13 protein-coding genes and 8 pseudogenes are annotated in these 19689 nt (G+C 54.6%); 10 read left to right on the top strand and 11 right to left on the bottom strand.

Annotated features, from left to right (window positions below; translation table 11 throughout):
* Nucleotides 1–245: 245 nt before the first annotated feature.
* The 3 genes and pseudogenes from CS369_RS18935 (at nucleotide 246) to glyS (ending at nucleotide 4208) form a co-directional block, all read left to right on the top strand.
* Nucleotides 246–1053 (top strand): annotated as a pseudogene (locus tag CS369_RS18935) (sulfite exporter TauE/SafE family protein).
* A gap of 165 nt (nucleotides 1054–1218) precedes the next feature.
* Nucleotides 1219–2133, top strand: coding sequence for a glycine--tRNA ligase subunit alpha (gene glyQ, locus CS369_RS18930; protein WP_196908277.1), 915 nt, complete (start codon nucleotides 1219–1221; stop codon nucleotides 2131–2133).
* 5 nt (nucleotides 2134–2138) lie between these two features.
* On the top strand, nucleotides 2139–4208 hold the full coding sequence (glyS, locus tag CS369_RS18925; protein ID WP_196908276.1) for a glycine--tRNA ligase subunit beta: 2070 nt from the start codon (nucleotides 2139–2141) through the stop codon (nucleotides 4206–4208).
* 79 nt (nucleotides 4209–4287) lie between these two features.
* On the opposite strand, the gene CS369_RS18920 is transcribed toward glyS, so the two are convergent.
* From CS369_RS18920 to CS369_RS18900, 6 genes are all read right to left on the bottom strand, one after another.
* A complete protein-coding gene (locus CS369_RS18920) occupies nucleotides 4288–5640 on the bottom strand; it encodes an aminotransferase class III-fold pyridoxal phosphate-dependent enzyme (RefSeq protein WP_196908275.1) in 1353 nt (450 codons plus the stop codon).
* A 71-nt stretch (nucleotides 5641–5711) separates the two neighbouring features.
* Nucleotides 5712–6305, bottom strand: a complete 594-nt coding sequence (locus CS369_RS24045; protein WP_280514828.1) for an amino acid permease — start codon at nucleotides 6303–6305, stop codon at nucleotides 5712–5714.
* On the bottom strand, nucleotides 6306–7181 hold the full coding sequence (locus tag CS369_RS24040; protein ID WP_244665102.1) for an APC family permease: 876 nt from the start codon (nucleotides 7179–7181) through the stop codon (nucleotides 6306–6308).
* A gap of 103 nt (nucleotides 7182–7284) precedes the next feature.
* The gene (locus tag CS369_RS18910) at nucleotides 7285–7467 is read right to left on the bottom strand and encodes a helix-turn-helix domain-containing protein (protein ID WP_374191085.1); all 183 of its coding nucleotides are present in this window, start codon (nucleotides 7465–7467) and stop codon (nucleotides 7285–7287) included.
* On the bottom strand, nucleotides 7464–8054 hold the full coding sequence (locus CS369_RS18905; protein WP_196908274.1) for a hypothetical protein: 591 nt from the start codon (nucleotides 8052–8054) through the stop codon (nucleotides 7464–7466). The genes CS369_RS18910 and CS369_RS18905 overlap by 4 nt, the downstream gene beginning before the upstream one ends.
* Nucleotides 8055–8096: 42 nt before the next feature.
* Nucleotides 8097–8252, bottom strand: coding sequence for a hypothetical protein (locus tag CS369_RS18900; RefSeq protein ID WP_196908273.1), 156 nt, complete (start codon nucleotides 8250–8252; stop codon nucleotides 8097–8099).
* Nucleotides 8253–8401: 149 nt separating this feature from the next.
* Between CS369_RS18900 and CS369_RS18895 the strand changes: the two genes are divergently transcribed.
* From CS369_RS18895 to CS369_RS18875, 5 genes and pseudogenes are all read left to right on the top strand, one after another.
* The gene (locus CS369_RS18895) at nucleotides 8402–8602 is read left to right on the top strand and encodes a hypothetical protein (RefSeq protein WP_196908272.1); all 201 of its coding nucleotides are present in this window, start codon (nucleotides 8402–8404) and stop codon (nucleotides 8600–8602) included.
* A 22-nt stretch (nucleotides 8603–8624) separates the two neighbouring features.
* Nucleotides 8625–9346 (top strand): annotated as a pseudogene (locus CS369_RS18890) (DUF3053 domain-containing protein).
* A gap of 333 nt (nucleotides 9347–9679) precedes the next feature.
* A pseudogene (locus tag CS369_RS18885) lies at nucleotides 9680–11574 on the top strand (PTS mannitol transporter subunit IICBA).
* A 65-nt stretch (nucleotides 11575–11639) separates the two neighbouring features.
* Nucleotides 11640–12748: pseudogene (locus tag CS369_RS18880) on the top strand (mannitol-1-phosphate 5-dehydrogenase).
* 24 nt (nucleotides 12749–12772) lie between these two features.
* Nucleotides 12773–13314, top strand: a pseudogene (locus tag CS369_RS18875) (MltR family transcriptional regulator).
* Between the two features lie 116 nt (nucleotides 13315–13430).
* Here CS369_RS18875 and CS369_RS18870 read toward each other — a convergent pair.
* The 5 genes and pseudogenes from CS369_RS18870 to fdhD all read right to left on the bottom strand — a co-directional run.
* Nucleotides 13431–14402: pseudogene (locus tag CS369_RS18870) on the bottom strand (methyl-accepting chemotaxis protein); the annotation flags it as partial.
* A 181-nt stretch (nucleotides 14403–14583) separates the two neighbouring features.
* Complete coding sequence (locus CS369_RS24035) at nucleotides 14584–14757, bottom strand: hypothetical protein (protein WP_244665101.1); 174 nt, start codon at nucleotides 14755–14757, stop codon at nucleotides 14584–14586.
* A complete protein-coding gene (locus CS369_RS18865) occupies nucleotides 14757–15272 on the bottom strand; it encodes a hypothetical protein (protein ID WP_196908270.1) in 516 nt (171 codons plus the stop codon). The genes CS369_RS24035 and CS369_RS18865 overlap by 1 nt, the downstream gene beginning before the upstream one ends.
* A 458-nt stretch (nucleotides 15273–15730) precedes the next feature.
* Nucleotides 15731–16354, bottom strand: a complete 624-nt coding sequence (gene sodA / locus CS369_RS18860) for a superoxide dismutase [Mn] (RefSeq protein ID WP_196908269.1) — start codon at nucleotides 16352–16354, stop codon at nucleotides 15731–15733.
* Between the two features lie 285 nt (nucleotides 16355–16639).
* Complete coding sequence (gene fdhD / locus CS369_RS18855) at nucleotides 16640–17440, bottom strand: formate dehydrogenase accessory sulfurtransferase FdhD (protein ID WP_196908279.1); 801 nt, start codon at nucleotides 17438–17440, stop codon at nucleotides 16640–16642.
* Between the two features lie 302 nt (nucleotides 17441–17742).
* Between fdhD and CS369_RS18850 the strand changes: the two are divergent.
* Nucleotides 17743–18927: pseudogene (locus CS369_RS18850) on the top strand (aldehyde dehydrogenase family protein).
* 230 nt (nucleotides 18928–19157) lie between these two features.
* Nucleotides 19158–19610 (top strand): annotated as a pseudogene (locus tag CS369_RS18845) (GNAT family N-acetyltransferase).
* Nucleotides 19611–19689: the final 79 nt, after the last annotated feature.

The following is a 19689-nucleotide window of genomic DNA, read 5'->3' as shown; positions in this document are numbered from 1 at the left end:
AAGGGGGAATGTCGCGGTGATAAGTTTAGGTTTAGGGATGTGGGGCGCATAAATACCTCCTTTGAGAAGGTACAAGTATAGATAATTATACTTGATTGAGGGTGTGTGCCACCATGATAGGGGAAGACCCATATGCAACCAGTTTTTTTGTGTGCGTGCTCACAAGAAATCAATAAGATCGGCGCGTGAAAGGCACTGCACAGGTTATACACTATTACACATTGCAAGCGGGGAAGGGGGAGCACATGGCTATTGAGTGGATCGTTGCCTATCTGGCGTTGGGCGGCGTTGTCGGGTTCGTGGCGGGGCTGTTAGGGATTGGCGGCGGCGGCATCATGGTGCCGATTTTAACGGCACTGTTTGCTGCACAGGGTGTGCAAGGTGAGCATCTGGTGCATTTGGCTCTGGGCACCTCAATGGCAGTGATTGTCATTACCGCGATCTCCAGTTTGTGCACCCATCACCAGCATCAGGCGGTGCTATGGCCCGTGATGCTGCGTATTACGCCAGCGATCCTTATCAGCACCTTCGCCGCCACCTGGTTGGTGACGCTGCTGCCTACGCGGGCACTGGCCATCTTCTTTTCCTGTTTTATGGCCTATGTTTCATTGCAGATGGTGCTCAACATCAAACCCAAAGCGCAGCGCCAACTGCCGGGAGTGGCTGGGGTATCGCTGGCGGGTTTGATTATCGGCGGTATTTCTGCACTGGTGGCGATTGGCGGGGGATCACTCACCGTGCCGTTTCTGACCTGGTGTAATGTACGAATTCAGCAGGCGATAGGCACGTCGGCGGCTGTGGGGCTGCCTATCGCGCTGGCGGGGGCGCTGGGTTATATGATTAACGGCTGGTCTACGGCGGGGATGCCTGCCTACACGTTGGGCTATGTCTCAGTGCCTGCCGTGCTGCTGATTTCGGCAGTGAGCTTCTTTACCGCGCCGTTTTGGTGCGCGTTTGGCGCATCGTTTGCCGGTTGCTACCTTGAAAAAGATCTTTGCCGCACTGCTGCTGGTGCTGAGCCTGAAAATGTTGCAAACGGTGTTCACCGCGTGAGCCGATGGGCGCGGCCCGTCATGGGCCGCGCCGTGCTAAACTGGCCTCAACATCAATAAAGTGCCGCTGAAGTGAAGTTGTTGCAGCATTCTGGCTGTATATCTTGCACTCAGAGGGTATACTGGCGCATTACGTATAAATCCACATGTATCGCGTGAATCTGACATGCAAAAGTTTGATACCAAGACCTTCCAGGGCCTGATCCTGACGTTGCAGGATTACTGGGCTCGCCAAGGCTGCACCATTGTCCAACCTGTGGATATGGAAGTCGGCGCTGGCACCTCTCATCCGATGACCTGTCTGCGCGCGCTGGGGCCAGAGCCTATTGCCGCTGCCTATGTGCAGCCGTCGCGTCGTCCTACCGACGGTCGTTACGGGGAAAACCCGAACCGCCTGCAACACTATTATCAGTTTCAGGTCATCATCAAGCCGTCACCAGACAATATTCAGGAACTGTATCTCGGTTCGCTGAAAGCTCTGGGGCTGGACCCGACCATTCATGATATTCGTTTCGTGGAAGATAACTGGGAGAACCCGACGCTGGGTGCCTGGGGGCTAGGCTGGGAAGTGTGGTTGAACGGTATGGAAGTCACGCAGTTTACTTACTTCCAGCAGGTGGGGGGGCTTGAGTGCAAGCCGGTGACCGGCGAGATCACTTATGGTCTGGAACGTCTGGCAATGTACATTCAGGGTGTGGACAGCGTCTATGACCTGGTGTGGAGCGATGGCCCGCTGGGTAAAACCACCTACGGCGACGTGTTCCACCAAAACGAGGTGGAACAATCCACCTATAACTTCGAATACGCCGACGTCGATTTCCTGTTTACCTGCTTCGAGCAGTACGAGAAAGAAGCGCAACAGCTGCTGGCGCTGGAAAAACCGCTGCCGCTGCCTGCCTACGAGCGCATTCTGAAAGCGGCGCACAGCTTTAACCTGCTGGACGCGCGTAAAGCCATTTCCGTTACCGAACGTCAGCGCTATATCCTGCGCATTCGCACGCTGACCAAAGCGGTGGTCGAAGCCTACTACACTTCCCGTGAAGCGCTGGGCTTCCCGATGTGTAACAAGAAAGAGAGCTAACAGCGATGACTGACAAGACTTTTCTGGTGGAAATCGGCACGGAAGAGCTGCCGCCAAAGGCGCTGCGTTCTCTGGCGGAGTCCTTTGCCGCCAACTTCACCGCTGAACTGGATAATGCCGGACTGACACACGGTGACGTGAGCTGGTTTGCCGCACCACGTCGTTTGGCGTTGAAAGTGGCGCAACTGAGCGCCGCACAACCTGATCGTGAAGTCGAAAAACGTGGTCCGGCCATTGCTCAGGCGTATGACGCTGAGGGCAAACCGACCAAAGCGGCTGAAGGCTGGGCGCTCGGCTGCGGTATCACTGTCGATCAGGCAGAACGTTTGACGACCGACAAAGGCGAGTGGCTGCTGTATCGCGCCCTGGTAAAAGGTGGCAGCGCTCAGGGGCTGTTGACGGATATGGTCGCAAACGCGCTGGCGAAACTGCCGATCCCGAAACTGATGTACTGGGGCGACAAAGAGACCCAGTTTGTGCGTCCGGTGCATACGGTAACGATGCTGCTGGGTGATGAACTGATCTCCGGTCAGGTACTGGGCATTGAATCTGCTCGTACCGTGCGCGGCCATCGCTTTATGGGCGAACCCGAATTCACCATCGATAACGCTGACCAATACCCGAGCATCCTGCTGGAGCGCGGCAAGGTTATCGCCGATTATGAAGCGCGTAAGGCGTTGATCAAAGCCGATGCGCAAGCGGCTGCGCGTCAGATTGGTGGTAATGCCGATCTGAGCGAAAGCCTGCTGGAAGAAGTGACCTCACTGGTGGAATGGCCGGTGGTGCTGACCGCGCGCTTTGAAGAGAAATTCCTGGCAGTGCCTGCCGAAGCGCTGGTTTACACCATGAAGGGCGACCAGAAGTATTTCCCGGTGTATGACAACGCCGGAAAGCTGCTGCCGAATTTCACCTTTGTTGCCAACATTGAATCCAAAGATCCGCAACAGATTATTTCGGGTAATGAGAAAGTGGTGCGCCCGCGTCTGGCGGATGCCGAATTCTTCTTCAACACCGACCGTAAAAAACGTCTGGAAGATCATCTGCCGCGTCTGCAAACCGTGTTGTTCCAACAGCAGTTGGGTACGCTGCGCGACAAGACCGATCGCATTCAGGCCTTGGCGGGCTGGGTGGCGGAGAAAATCGGTGCCGACGTTGCTCGCGCGAAACGTGCCGGTTTGCTCTCCAAGTGTGACCTGATGACCAACATGGTGTTCGAATTTACCGACACCCAGGGCGTAATGGGGATGCACTACGCGCGCCACGACGGCGAAGCCGAAGACGTTGCCGTTGCCCTGAACGAACAGTATCAGCCGCGTTTTGCCGGGGATGCACTGCCTGCGTCAGGCGTTGCCTGTGCATTAGCGATTGCCGACAAGATGGACACGCTGGCGGGAATTTTCGGTATCGGTCAACACCCGAAAGGGGATAAAGACCCGTTCGCTCTGCGCCGCGCTGCGTTGGGTGTGCTGCGTATTATCGTTGAGAAACAGTTGCCGCTCGATCTGCAAACTCTGACGGAAGAAGCGGTACGCCTGTATGGCGACAAGCTGAACAACGCGAACGTGGTCGATGACGTGATCGAATTCATGCTGGGTCGTTTCCGCGCCTGGTATCAGGAAGAAGGTCATAGCGTGGACACCATTCAGGCGGTATTGGCCCGTCGCCCGACCCGTCCGGCAGATTTCGATGCCCGCGTGAAAGCGGTGAGTCACTTCCGTTCGCTGGATGCCGCCACTGCGCTGGCCGCGGCCAACAAGCGCGTGTCCAACATCCTGGCGAAATCCACCGATACGCTGAACGCCAACATTGATGCTGCTCTGCTCAAAGAGAAAGAGGAAATTCAACTGGCCACCTACGTAACCGCGCTGGAAAGCAAACTGGCACCCTGGTTCGCTGAAGGGCGCTACCAGGAAGCGTTGGCGGAACTGGCCGAACTGCGTGAGCCGGTTGATAACTTCTTCGATAAGGTGATGGTTAACGCGGAAGATGAAAGCGTGCGCCTGAACCGCCTGACGCTGCTCAACCAACTGCGTAACCTCTTCCTGAAAGTGGCGGATATTTCCGTATTGCAGTAAGTGAACAGCGCGACGCGTAGCATCTAAAAAAATAAGGGCCGTTCATGCAGGAACGGCCCTTTTTTCTACCGGTGTCTTGCTACCGTTCTTCCTTTTCAAACGCCGTTTGCAGTGCCATCACCAGCGTATCGCAACCCGCTTTATCGATGGTTAACGGTGGCGCCAACACCAGTTTCGGTCCGACTGGGCGTACCACCGCGCCGGCATCGCGTGCCGCTTCTGCAATACGGAATGCCAGCCCGTTATCCGGCGCTAACGAGCGCTTGCTCGCTTTGTCCTCTACCAGATCCAGCGCCAGCATCAGCCCTTTGCCCCGCACGTTGCCCACGGAGCGGAAGCGTGACTCAAACGGCAGCAGTTGACCCAGCAAGTATTCCCCCTGATGTGCGGCATTGGCTGGCAGATTCTCCCGCTCAACAATATCCAACACTGCCAACCCGGCGGCACAGGCTAACGGGTGGCCGCCGTAGGTAAAGCCGGTCATCAGTAACCCACGCGCATCGCGGTTGTCCAGATAGGCCGCTTCGATACGCTGATTCAGCACGGTAGCCGACAGCGGCACATATCCGGCAGTGAGCGCTTTGGCAAACACCATGATGTCTGGTTTTACGCCCCAACTGCGTGAACCAAACATCGCCCCGCTGCGGCCAAATCCGGTGACTACTTCGTCGGCGATCAACAGTACGCCGTATTTATCACAGATCTCGCGCACCAGCGGCCAGAAGTTAGCGGGTGGCACAATCACGCCGCCTGCGCCCTGCACGGGTTCAGCGATGAAGGCAGCGACCGTATCCGGTCCGTAATAAAGAATTTCGCGCTCTAACTGCTCAGCCACCCGTTTGCCTAACGTGTCGGGATCGTCGCAGTTCCACGGGTTGCGATACTGCCAGGGCGATTCGATCTGCGTGCAGCCTTCCAGCATTGGGCCATAGTTAAGACGATAAATCGGCAGGCCAGACACCGAGGTGCCACCCATGTGTACGCCGTGATAGGCATTCTTCAGAGAGATAAAGCGCGTGCGTTGCGGCTTGCCTTGCAAAATCCAGTACTGGCGCGCCACCTTGAGGGCGGTTTCCACACCGTCCGAGCCGCCCATGCCGTACAGCACCCGCCTCATATCTTTTTGCTGTGTCATCTTAATGAGGCGATTAGACAGCGCTTCTGCCATCGGGTGGCTGACGCCGTCAAACAGTTGGTAATAAGCCAGTTTATCCATCTGTGTGGCGATGGCGGCTTTCACTTCCGGGCGATTGTGGCCCACGTTTACGCACCACAGCCCGGCGAAGCCATCGAGCATTTTGCGCCCTTTATCATCCCAGATGTAGAGACCGTCGCCTTTTACAATGCGCAGCGGTTCGCGTTCGGCCCAGTCATTCGGGTGTACCATCGGGTGCCAAAAACGGTAATCAGTATGGTTATAGGGTGTTGTCATTGTGAACTCCATGAAATCAGATGACGGTGAGCCGTTGCCGCCGGAGCGGCAACGGACGAATCCGCGTGGCGTTACAGGGTTTCAACCATTTGGCCGATGCGTGAATAGCGCTCGGGACTCAATCGACGCAGGAAGTCCGCACTCATAAACCCGGCAAACGCCACCATCAGCACCAGATAGGGCAGCGATGACACCACCGGCGAGGAGGAGCCGCTCAGTACGTCGAGGTTATTGACCACCAGCGCTAACGTTGCCAGCGTGCCGAAGGCGGAGAGGGCCGGAGCGATAAGGCGGCTCCAGCGTGACACCGGCAGCGAAGGATTCCGCTGGAAGTAGGCGAGAACGGCGAGCGAGACGCTGAATTGCAGCACCAGAATCGACATGCTGCCCAAGGCAGACGCCCAGGAGAACACGTTCGCCATCGGGTCTAACTGCGCCAGGGCGAGCAACGCGGTGGCGCACAGCATAAACGCGCCTTGCACCAGACTGGCAATATAGGGCGTCTGGTGCGTGCGGTGGGTTTTTGCCATTTTCGACCACAGCAAACCGTCACGGATAATGGCAAACAGATAGCGAGACAGCGTGTTATGGAACGCCTGCGTTGCGGCAAACAGGCTGGTGATCAGCAAGACCGACATCACCTGTATAGCCCATGGGCCAAACACCTATTCGGTGACGGTAAACACAAACATCCCTGGATCGTTGGCGGCGAGATCGGCAACGTGAGCAGCCCTCGCATATTGCACAAATGCCCAGCCTGAGAGGGAGAAAAAGCTGGTGATCAGCACCACGGCGAGCAGCGTGGCGCGTGGGATTATCTTGGCCGGTTGCCGACACTCTTCCGAGTAGATCACGGTCGTTTCAAAGCCGACGAAAGAGCAAATGGCGAAGATCATCGCAATGCCCACATCGCCATGAAACACGGTGGAAGGGGTAAATGCGCTGATATCAAAGGCAATAGGCTGGGTAACAATGGCGGCGTCAACCAGCACCACAATGCCGACTTCCATCAGCATCAATACGCCAAGCACTTTGCCGCCCAGCTCGATTTTGGCAATGCCGAGCGCGACGACCGCCGCTTGCATCAGCAGTGAGAACAGCCACCAGGGTGCTGCAATACCGGTGTGCATCTGCACGAACTGCGCGAAGAAGAAGCCAAACATGGCCGTGACGGCAAGCTGAATGGCGGTGTAGGCCAACAGTGCGATGCCGAGCCCGGCGATGCCACTATGGGTGCCCAGCCCTTGTGCGATATAGGCGTAGAAAGCGCCAGCGTTTACCACATAACGGCTCATGGCGATAAAGCCAAAGCTGAAAATAAGCAGCAATGCGCCCGCCAGGACATAAACACAGGGAACGCCTGCGCCGTTGCCTGCCATAAAGGCGACGGGCAAGCCCCCGACGACGCCAGTTAAGGGCGATGCGGCGGCAATAACAAAAAAGATGATCGACCAAAGGCCAAGGCTGCCTTTTTGGAGTTGGTTCCCCTGCGGCAATGCCGTCTGGGGCAGCGCGTGCGCTGATGAAGAGTGCTGTGCCATGTTCCGTTCCCCTACGTGATGGTTCATGGTCAGTCTATGAAGGGCTCTGGCGTGTGCGTTATCGAAATCTGGCAAACTTGAATGTGACGAATAGTCATCATTTTCAGATCAAATGATGAACCGCACGCCGCGTGTGAGAGGGCAGTTCAGCAAACAGGCGTTTGTAGTCGGCGGTAAATTGCGACAGGTGCCAGAAGCCCCACTTGGAGGCAATTTCGCTGATCTGTGCGTACTCTCCTTCCATCACCAGCATGCGTTTCACCCCATTGAGCCGCATGTTTTTCAGGAATATGGCCGGGCTTTGGCCCGTGACGGTTTCAAAACAGTTTTGTAGGGTGCGACGCGACGCGAGGTGTGGGTCAGTTGGTACAGCTCATCCATGGTCAGTGGCCGATCGCGATGGGCGATCAGCGCGTCCTGTGCTTTGGTGACGACACGCTGCGCCTTTTGCAGAGAAGGACGCACGCTGATGGTCTGCGTGCCCACAGCTGTGAAAAAGACAAAGGCAAGCTCGCGGATATCGCTGAGAAATTTCAGCCGCGCCTGCCGTTGCGCAAATTGCAGCGGGTGTTCCATCACGCTGTGCAGCATGGCCAAGATGTGTTCGCGCAGCCGGTTGGCAAGGAGATCGTGATGAATGGCGTAGACCCGCTGCGGCAGTTCATCGGTGATATCCGATAACAGCGCCAAAGGAATGCTCAGTACCAATAGCGAAGAGGTTTCCGGCGTTTGCAGCATCAACTCGCCGCCGTCGTAGGACCAGGTGATGTCCTGCTGTGTCAGGCTGTTTCCCATCCAGCGCGCCTCTCCCGATAGCACATTAAACACCCCGAGGCAGAGCGTGCCCGTTCGGCCCTGGCCGCGTTGAAACACCGACTGTGACAGTTGCTCCTGGTAGAACTGTACGCCGTCCAGCTAGGCCTCTTTCAAACTACCTTCAAACCGCCCGTGAGAGATCTGGTCATAGCGTAATGAACAGTCGGTCAGCAGTTGACTGTGTTGTGCCAGTTCCTGAATGCGCGATGCGCAACGAAAACCGTTTTGCTCACCAAGATGAAGTACGGGTGTCATCTTCTGTCTTTCCTGCGTCGTGCTGGGATATACCCACTGAGCAAGAATCACGCCAGCGTAATAGCAAAAAATGGCAGATTTTATCTCTGCGTTTCGGGTCTGTGAGTGATGTTTTTGCTACATATAGCCGTAAAACAGAGGGAAATAGAGTGATTCCTGCTATGGGCGCGTTTTACGCTGTGGCGTTGCACCGTTATGGGGGCGTTGCTCAATGTTGCAGCAGCGCGCTGTTATCCGGCCATTGCACCCTGAGTATCCCGGTGGCGTGGCAGAAAAACGAGGGTATCGCGCTGATTCGACTATGCTTAGGGATAAGGCAGAGCAATGTGGTCCGCTTCTTCACCGGATAAGACGTGCGATAAGGAGTATGGCATGACGATAACAACGGGGTGGCGCTCGCGCTGGCTATTGCCTGTGCTGGCTTTGGGTATGGTGTTCCAACTGACGGCCTGCGGTGATAGCGAAGCGGATCAGCGCAAGGCGTTTATGACGCTATTGCAAAGCGTGCCATCGCAACCGGGTAGCGTGCCACCTGCACTCAGTGACTATCAGAAAAAACAGTTAGGACCTTTTGCCAACGATTACGCCATCTTAACCACCTTTTCCCAGCAGTTGCGTCAAAGCATGGCGGTGAGCCTCAAACCGTTATTGGAGCACGTTTCTCAGATTCGTGTGCCGCAGGATTATTTGACGCAACGTGACGGCGTGCGTAGCGTCGTCGGCGCGATAAACCTGCTGGGGCAGCAGGTGCAGGCGGCAAAAACCCAGGCAGATTCAGCTCGGCGTAATCTGAGCCAGCCGCAAGAGGTGCAAGTGCTGTATGAGCGCGTTTACTCGCAGGTAGTGTCCAACCGGTGGTAGCATTGGGGAACGTGGTGCCGACCGCCGCCACCTTGGCACAGCAGTTGGCGCAGGTGGGTGACTTCCTTCAGGCTCAGGGCAAGCAGGTTACTTTTGTGGGAAATCAGGTGCAGTTTGAAACGGCACAGCAGGCGGCGCGTTACAACGCGCTGATTACGCCTCTGGCAACACAGCAGCGCGATTTGATGAACGGATTACCACCACTTTTACCGTTGTTGAAACCATCGCTATAGGGCAATAACGCGAGGTGGTGATGACATTTAGTGATATTAGTCACATAATCAAAACAAAATCACGGTATTGTGATGTGATTAACGTCACATTGTGCTGCCGTTGATGATGCGTCGAATTAACCGCATTCGGTGATTTTATGTGAACTCAGTCACTAAAATGTAGCAGTGATGTGGGGATTATGTGTGATGTTTGTCACATATGGCCGTGAGGTTGCGGTATCAAACCGACGTGCTAGAGTCCGCACGATCTCTACCGACGGAAGGCAGTCACACCGTCTCACGATAATGACCACACGCGCTTGCGATCGCGCGTTTGAATAGGTGTGTGTTTTTATGCTCACAGCAGATACAAAGGTCAAAGTTCAGAATTTTGGCCGCTTCCTGAGCAACATGGTAATGCCTAATATCGGGGCGTTTATCGCTTGGGGCCTGATTACTGCCTTGTTTATTCCAACTGGCTGGCTGCCGAATGCTACGCTCGCCAAGCTGGTGGGACCGATGATCACCTATCTGCTGCCGCTGCTTATCGGTTACACCGGCGGCCGCTTGGTGGCGGGCGATCGCGGTGGCGTGGTCGGTGCTATCACCACGATGGGGGTGATCGTCGGTGTCGATATGCCGATGTTCCTCGGTGCGATGATCGTCGGCCCGTTGGGCGGATGGGCCATCAAACGTTTTGACCGCGCTGTTGATGGTAAAATCAAAAGCGGTTTTGAAATGCTGGTCAACAACTTCTCGGCTGGTATTATCGGCATGTTGTTGGCTATAATGGTGTTTTTGGTTATTGGTCCGCTCGTAGAAGGGTTATCGAAAATCCTGGCGGCGGGCGTAAACCTGATGGTGCAGACCAACCTGCTGCCGTTGGCCTCCATTTTTGTCGAACCGGCCAAAATTCTGTTCCTGAATAACCCAATTAACCACGGTATCTTCTCGCCGCTGGGTATCCAACAGGCGACGGAAACCGGTAAGTCTATTTTCTTCCTGATTGAAGCCAACCCTGGCCCGGGCATGGGTGTGCTGATGGCCTACATGTTCTTTGGCCGTGGTAATGCGAAATAGTCCGCACCGGGCCCTGCCATCATCCACTTCCTGGGCGGTATCCACGAAATCTATTTCCCGTATGTTCTGATGAACCCGCGTCTGCTGATTGCGGTGATTCTCGGCAGCATGACCGGCGTGTTCACGCTGAACTTGCTGGGCGGTGGTCTGGTTTCTCCGGCTTCTCTGGGCTCTATTCTGGACGTGTTGGCAATGACGCCAAAAGGGGCTTATTTTGCCAATATCGTGGCGATTGCTGCTGCGTTTGCCGTCTCCTTTGTGCTGTCAGCGATTCTGCTGAAAAGCACCAAGATAAAGGAGGGTGACGATCTCGATGAAGCCACACGCCGTGTGCAAGAGATGAAAGCAGCCTCCAAGGGGGGGTCAGTGCCCAGTGGCATCAGCCGCGATCTGAGCACCGTGCGCAAAATCATTGTGGCCTGTGATGCTGGCATGGGTTCCAGTGCTATGGGGGCTGGCGTATTGCGCAAGAAAGTGCAGGATGCCGGGCTTACGCAAATTTCTGTGACCAATAGCGCCATCAACAGCTTGCCTGAGGATGTCGATCTAGTGATTACGCATCGTGATTTGACCGAACGCGCCCTGCGCCACAAGCACAGCATATTTCGCTGACCAACTTCCTCGACAGCCAGTTGTACAGCGATCTGGTGAGTCGTCTGGCCGCCGCTCAGCCTGCGGGTGGCAGCGTTGCCGCCGCACCGGTTGTTGAGCCGCAAGCCGCCACCTTGTTCCAACTGGGCGCTGCTAAAGTATTCCTGAACTTGCAGGCGAGCGATAAAGAGCAGGCGATTCGCTTTGCCGGTGAGCAACTGGTGAAAGGTGGCTACGTTGAGCCGGAATATGTGGATGCGATGTTGGTGCGTGAAAAATTGACCTCGACGTATCTGGGCGAATCCATCGCTGTGCCGCATGGCACCATTGAAGCCAAAGATCGCGTGCTGAAAACCGGCATCGTCTTCTGCCAATATCCGCAGGGGGTTCGCTTTGGTGATGATGAGGATGACGTCGCAAAATTGGTGATCGGTATCGCGGCGCGTAATAACGAACATATTGCGGTGATCACCCGCCTGACCAATGCGCTGGACGATGACACCGTGATTGCCCGTTTGGCGCAGACCCAGGATGTGCAGGAAGTGCTAGACCTGCTCTCCGAGAAAAAGAGTGCCTGATGCATCGGCAGCGCCGCCTTCGGGAGGCCTCTTTTTTTGCCATTGTTTTTAAAGGTTAACGCATGATGAAAGCTTTACATTTTGGTGCCGGAAATATCGGACGCGGGTTTATCGGAAAACTGCTGGCAGACGCCAATATCGAACTCACCTTTGCAGATGTGAACCAGCCGTTGCTGGATGCCATCAACAACCGTAAGCAGTATCAGGTGAAAGTGGTCGGCGAGCAGGCACAGTTGGAAACGGTCAGCAACGTCAGTGCGGTGCACAGCGCAAGCCCGGAAGCAGTGGCGTTGCTTGCCGAGGCCGATGTGGTGACGACGGCGGTAGGGCCGCAAATTCTGGAAAAAATTGCGGGTGCCATTGCTCAGGGTTTGGTGAAGCGCCATGCGCAAAGCAACACGCAATTAAAGCAACACGTGTGGAAGCATCTGCCGGAGAACGAGCAGGCATGGGTCAACGAGCACTTGGGTTTTGTTGATTCGGCGGTAGACCGCATTGTTCCACCGGTGGAAGCGAGCCAGGACGACCCTTTGGTCGTGACGGTAGAAACTTTCAGTGAATGGATTGTCGACCAAACCCAATTCGTCGGGCCTTTACCGCAGATCGCAGGCATGGAATTAACCGACAATCTGATGGCATTCGTTGAACGTAAGCTGTTTACACTCAAGACTGGCCATGCAGTTACCGCGTATCTTGGCCAGCAGGCTCATCATCAGACGATCCGCGATGCCATTCTGGATACCGAGGTGCGCGCTGTAGTGCGTGGGGCGATGGAAGAGAGCGGAGCCGTGCTGATTAAGCGTTACGGCTTTGATGCCGAGAAGCATGCTGCCTACATCAACAAGATTTTAAGCCGCTTCGAAAATTCGAAAACCCTTATCTGCATGACGATGTTGAGCGGGTTGGGCGTCAGCAGCTGCGTAAACTTAGCGCAGGCGATCGCCTGATCAAACCGCTGCTGGGCACGCTGGAGTATCAATTGCCCAATGACAACCTGATTATCGGTATCGCTGCGGTTATGCATTACCGCAGCGAGCAGGACCCGCAGGCGCAGGAACTGGCGGCGTTGTTGAATAACCTGGGGCCGCAGGCTGCGTTGGCGCAAATTTCTGGTCTGGATGTGCAGAGTAAGGTTGTGGAGCAAGCATTGAGTGTGTATAACGCCATGCAATAATTCGCGCCGTTCGGCAGGGACGTTATGATGGAAGAAACTCAAGCCTTTGAGAATCGCGTGCTGGAATCCCTCAATGCGGCGAAAACCGTGCGCAGCTTTATGCTGAAAGCGGTTGAGCGGTTGAGCTGTTGGTTGAAGCCGTGAGTATTCTCATGCTGCAAATCTTTCGTAAAGACGATTATGCGGTGAAATACGCGGTAGAGCCGTTAATGACTGGCAGTGGTCCGTTAGGGAATCTCTCGGTGCGTTTAAAGCTGATTTATGATCTGAGTATGATCAGCCGTAAAGAGTATGAAGATGCCGAGTTGGTGATGGCGTTATGGGAAGAGTTATTCCACGACGAAAACGACTATCGTTTTACCGATGATGAGATTCTCGGGCCGATTACCGAACTGCACTGTGTCACCGCGTTGCCGCATCCTCATGAACGGCTAATGGGGGGAGAGCCTGCCGATCCCTTGCTGATCCCGATGCAACAGCAGCGTTATCAGCAGGTGGTGCGTTCCACGCTGGTGCTTTCTCTGGCGGCATTAATCTCGCAGATTAGCCTTAAAAAAGCCTTTTAGATTGCGGTTCAGAACGTCGACGGGCGGTGCGCTATCAAAAGCGCACCGCCCGTTTTTTACGACGCGGAATCTTATATCAACCTTATCTCAGGTCGGTTGTTGCTTACCGCGACTATTTACCGCTGATAGTCTAGCTGTGCCGGGCGTTCGCCATAGCCGAGGGCGGGAATAGCCCCGTCAGCGGCTTGTGTAAGGCGAAATACCGATACCGCTTCCGTCAACACCTGCGTTTGCTCTTCCAGTGAGTTAGCGGCGGCGGCGGATTGCTCTACCAAAGCGGCGTTCTGCTGCGTGGTGCCATCCATTTCCGCAATCGCCTGACTAACCTGAGCAATACCACGGCTCTGCTCTTCAGACGCGGTGGCGATTTCACCCATAATATCGTGCACCTGCGTTACTGATTTCACGATGTTATCCATCGTCTTGCCTGCGTTGGTGACCAGATTGGCACCCTGGCTGATTTGCGTGACGGACTCACTGATGAGCCCTTCGATCTCTTTGGCGGCTTGTGAGCTGCGCTGTGCCAGATTGCGCACTTCCCCGGCGCGCGCCGCTTCGACCGCTGCGTTCAGCGCCAGAATGTTGGTCTGGAAGGCAATGCTGTTGATAACCGACGTGATTTCGGCAATGCGCTTGGAGCTTTGTTCGATATCCACCATGGTTTGCACCACATGGCCTACCTGTTCGCCACCCTGTTTAGCGGTTTGCGAGGCATTAACTACAACTACCAGCTTGTTGGCATGGTTGGCGTTATCCGCATTTTGCTTCACGGTGGCGGTCAGTTGCTCCATGCTGGCAGCCGTTTGCTGCTCGGTGCGAGAAGAGAGATCGGTGTTACCGGCGACGATCTCGCTGGCAGCGGTAGAGATTTGACCGACGCCAACGCGGATATCATCAATCATTTGGTGCAGATTACCGTTCATTTTTGCCATGGCGTTCAATAACTGGCCCAGTTCATCACGGCGCGAGGTCGACATGTTCATGGTCAGATCCCCCGTGGCAATGCGCTCAGCGATGGTGAGCATATGGTTGAGCGGCGCGGTGATTTGTCGCGAAATAAACCAGGAGATCAACAGCCCAGCCAGCAGGGTGATCAGGGCCGTTACGGTCAACTGGATTTCTGAGGTGCGCACGTTGTGGTCGGTTTGCTGTAGCTGTGCGTGCAGCAGTTCGGTGATGCGATCGCTCAGCGTTACGGCGATGTCGTTCATCTGCGTGACGCTGTCCATCTCCTTCTGGTAAGCCGGCATGTAAGAGAGCACCTGCTCCTCATAATGGTTCATGGTGCTCATAACCGGGTCCAGCGTTTCCCGCTGTTCGACGGAAAGGCTCTGACTCAGGAAGGTCTGCTGTCTGCGCTTCATTGATGGAGTCGGTCAGCGTTTCTTCTGCTGCCTTGGTGCGTTCCAGCAGCAAATTGTCCAGATGGAAGCGCACTGTCATCAGCTTGGTTTTGAAATCAGCCAGCAGTAGTTCTGTGATTGGCTATCGCCCGTCGCGCGCAGCTGGTCGTCAAGCTTGCTCATCGCCTGATCGGTACCGTCCAGTCTCCAGCTTTTTCTGACGTTATCTTTGGTGGTAACAGCATCCAGATAGTTTTGGCGCTGCTGCTTGTAACTATTGATCGTGGTCGTGATGCTATCGAGCGTTTTGCTATCCTGAGCAGACCAGCTTAGCGTCTTGGCTTGGGCGACCAGCGTATTGATGTTGTCGATATGAATACTGTTTTGTTTGATGTCGTTCAGATCGTAATTGGCACCAAAGCGGGCACGATAATATTTAGCCTGATTAACCTCGGTATTAATCTGATTACTCAAATTAACTTTTTGAATACTCTCTTGTAACGACTCAATGTAGCTAATTCCTCGGCCCGCAATCAGTGCGGTTAACAGCAATACCAAAAAGAACCCCAGCCCTAATTTCTTACCGACGTTGATATTTTCAAACTTGATAGCCATTCTGTTTTCCACTGTGTGTAAAGCCAAACAATGGCGTCTATCCGGGGAGCGCACAAGCTTACGCTGTGCGATGGGGTGTCAGACTGAAGGTACGAGACAAGCTCCGTGTCAGCGTGTGGCTATGTACTGTATTGCACCGTAAAACCGTATTCACCTTCCCATGGTAAAAATCCGGATGGGATAGACGGCCTACTTCAGAGAGCAGGGACTGCCATCTGATACGGTGTTAATCGCCATAATCCGGGTACAAGGCATCGTGTGCCGCAAAGGAGGCAGCACAAAACACAGCATGATTTAGGCGAGTTAACCCCGGCAGCATAAATGAAAAATGCGCCTTTAAAAAATTTTTAATTGTTTAAATGTAAGAAAGATGAATCGAGTCCGCGGGTAAAAAGCAAAAAAAACCGAAATAACAAAATGTTATTTCGGTTTTATGCGTTTTATGTCGTCAGGACAAATTATTTGGCAGCAGCAAAACGGGCAGCAGCTTCATCCCAGTTCACCACGTTCCAGAACGCTTTGATGTAATCCGGGCGACGGTTTTGATATTTCAGGTAGTAAGCGTGTTCCCACACGTCAAGCGCGACGATCGGGTAACCGGAAGCGCCAGAAATGGCTTCGCCCATCAGCGGGCTATCCTGGTTAGCGGTAGAAACCACGGCCAGTTTGCCGTCTTCTTTCAATACCAGCCATGCCCATCCTGAACCGAAACGGGTTGCAGCAGCTTGCTCAAATTTTTCTTTGAATGCATCAACGCTGCCGAAATCGCGTTCGATAGCCGCTTTCAGATCGCCGCCCAGCGTGGTGCCCAGTTTCAGGCCTTTCCAGAACAGGCTGTGGTTAGCGTGGCCGCCAGCGTTGTTACGCAGTACCGCTTTTTTCTCGGCCGGTACTTTATCCAGTTTGGCGATCAGCTCTTCTGCGGACAGGCTAGCGAATTCCGGCAGACTTTCCAGCGCTGCGTTAGCATTATTGACGTAAGCTTGGTGGTGCTTAGAGTGATGGATTTCCATCGTTTGTTTGTCGAAATGCGGTTCCAGCGCGTCATAAGCGTAAGGCAGGGATGGCAGTGAATAACTCATATTTATCATCTCCATAGTTGTACTACTAAATAATCGCGAGCGTGCTTGGTCTTGGTTGTGGCGCGCGCGTGATAGTCAGGTACGGCACGCCTCAAGCGGTAATGGTTAACAAACAACCGTTTGTTAGCGTCGCGTAATCATGAGGTTCATTATAGTTAATTAAATGATCTTGAAAACGATTATTCGCGTCGCCATCGCACGGAGTTCGCACGTTTACCCCTGGAAAACAAACGGTTATATCATTGTTGCCTAAGCTAAAAACAGATTAATCTATCTGTACTGGCCTCATGCGCTGTCGAGCAGGCGCTGCGGATGGGTATAAACGGTCGCCCGGCCTGGGCGGCAAAAGCCCGCCAGCGTCAGGTTGCAACGCTCAGCCACATCAATGGCGAGCGACGTTGCCGCTGAGACGGCAAACAGGATCTCGACGCCACACATCGCGGCTTTTTGCACCATCTCATAGCTGGCACGGCTGGAAACCAACACGGCACCCGAGTGCCAGGGGCGCGTAGCACGTACGCCCAGCAGTTTATCGAGCGCCACGTGACGGCCAACATCTTCGCAGCCGCCCAAAATGGTCCCTTCGCCGGAAAGCCAGGCCGCCGCATGGGTAGAACCGGTCAATTGGCCGATGTGCTGCACGTCTTTGAGCTGCCTTAATGCACCGTCCAGGTGATTCAGCGAGAAGGTTTGCATGAAGGGCAGCGGTGCGCCCGGTTTACCGATCTCTTCCAACTGTTCGACACCACATACGCCGCAGCCGGTACGGCCGTTCATGGCGCGGCGACGCTCTTTTAGCCCGGAAAAGCGGCGGCTGGAGAGCTCTATCTGGACTTCAATACCATTACAGACCGGCTGCACGTCCATGCCGTAAATCTCTTGCGGTGACGTGATGATGCCTTCCGACAGGGAAAAACCTAACGCAAAGGCTTCCAGATCTTTTGGCGTAGCCATCATCACCACATGGGAAATGCCGTTGTACACCAGCGCGACGGGCACTTCTTCCGCCAGCCAGTCAGTTTTGGCCTGAGACAAGCTGCCTTGATGGCGTACCGTTCGCTGGCATGCGCCCTCGAGCGCAGGGATCGCTTCTTCCGCGTGTTATCCCCATAAGATATTCATTCTGGAGTAGAAAGCCATTATTTCATCCCACGGGATGCGATGCGAGTTTTATCGTGGAATTTGGCGTTTTGCCTGTGGTTCAGGGCACAAAAAGGGGGGGGGGGAAGTGTGCGTTTCCTCGAAGAGTCGCTAAACAGCGCGGCAGGAAAGCCGATTTGTGTATACGCTTGGTAGACTGTCCTTGATGTTAGCAATTTTTTGCACATTGGCTCTTTTTTCATCGCGGCCTGGCCGCGTAACCCTACGGCGAAGAACAGGAGACCGCAATGGTACATCACATCGCTGAAGACCGGGTCGCGCCCTACACCTATGCTCACCCCCTCAATCTGAAAAAGCGCTATGACAACTTTATTGGTGGCACCTGGGTGCCTCCGGTCAGTGGCGACTATTTCGTTAACCTGACGCCTGTCACCGGGCAACCCCTGTGTGAAGTCGCCAGTTCCGGCATGCGTGATGTCGATCATGCGCTGAATGCTGCCCATAACGCCAAGGCAGAGTGGGGTGCGATGTCGGTACAGGATCGCGCCTTACTGCTGAACCGGATTGCGGATCGCATGGAGGAGAACCTGGAACTGCTGGCGTATGCGGAAGCCTGGGATAACGGGAAACCGATTCGCGAAACCATAGGGGCTGACGTGCCGCTGGCGATCGACCATTTCCGCTACTTTGCCGCCTGTGCCCGCGCGCAGGAAGGGGCGATCAGCGAAATCGACAAGGATACGATCGCTTACCATTTTCACGAACCGCTGGGCGTGGTAGGGTAGATTATTCCATGGAATTTCCCCCTGCTGATGGCTTGCTGGAAAATGGCGCCGGCGCTGGCGGCAGGCAACTGCATCGTGCTTAAACCAGCGAAATTGACGCCGCTGTCCGTGCTGATGCTGATGGAACTGATTCAGGATTTATTGCCGCCGGGCGTGATCAACGTGGTGAATGGCTCTGGCAGTGAGATTGGTGAGTATCTGGCGACGTCGCCGCGCATCGCAAAAGTGGCTTTTACCGGCTCCACCGAAGTCGGGCTGCAAATCATGAGCTATGCGGCGCGCAAAGCGTTGCTGGACGCATTGACGCAGGGCTACTATCTGGAGCCGACCGTGTTGTTCGGAAAAAACAGCATGCGCGTGTTTCAGGAGGAAATTTTTGGCCCGGTTCTCGCGGTCACCACGTTTAAAACCATGGATGATGCGCTGGAGATCGCTAATGATACCCACTATGGATTGGGGGCAGAGGTGTGGAGCCGTAACAGCAACATCGCCTATCGTATGGGACGCGGTATTCAGGCGGGGCGCGTGTGGACCAACATCTACCACGCCTATCCGGCACATGCGGCCTTTGGCGGCTATAAACAGTCAGGCATTGGCTGTGAAAATCACAAGATGATGCTGGAGTACTACCAGCAAACCAAGTGCTTGTTGGTGAGTTACTCCGACAAACCGCTTGGGTTGTTCTGATGGTGTGTCGTTATCGATCTGGTGGTTGCTGACAAGCAGTCCCACTGCCGCCGTCATCCTCGGCGAAAGCCGGGGATCTCTGTGAGAAGAAACTCGTTTCACCTGCACGAGATTCCCACCTTCGCGGGAATGACGGTGGTGGTAGCGATGAGAGTAGTGCTATTTGTCAGTAACCTCAACGCCCGTCTACGACGGGCGTTGTATTTTGTTCTATCACGAAGGAACGTTGTGTGAAGATAATTTCTGTGCGTGAAACACCGCGCTGGGCGGAAGAAGCTACGGCTTATTTTCAGGAGCAGTGGGCATCTGAAGAGACAATGATGTTGTATCAGGATGTGATTGAACGCTCGCTGACGGCACATAATCCGTTGCCACAATGGTACCTGCTGGTTGAAGACGAGCGGATTGTTGGCTGTGCCGGACTGATTACCAATGATTTCATCAGTCGGATGGAGCTTTATCCGTGGCTGTGTGCGCTTTATGTAGAACCTGACTGTCGTTCTCGTGGTCTTGCTCGCTAATTGATGCGTCATGCCGCCGATGAAGCGAAAAAACACGGCTTTTCCAACCTGCATCTGTGTACCGATCTGGTCGGATTCTATGAGCAAACGGGATTTGTCTATGCTGGAGAGGGCTATCATCCGTGGGGGGAATCATCGCGCGTTTACTCATTAGCGTTGTGATGTCAGTCGATCGCCATAACAGCATTTCCAGAAACCCTGCCATTGAGGCATACCCGTAGGGGAGCTACCCTTATGTTGT

The sequence above is a fragment of the Candidatus Symbiopectobacterium sp. 'North America' genome (assembly GCF_015762685.1).
Taxonomy (GTDB): domain Bacteria; phylum Pseudomonadota; class Gammaproteobacteria; order Enterobacterales; family Enterobacteriaceae; genus Symbiopectobacterium.
Note: the sequence above shows the minus strand (reverse complement) of the source record. Positions and strands in the feature narration are given on the sequence as shown.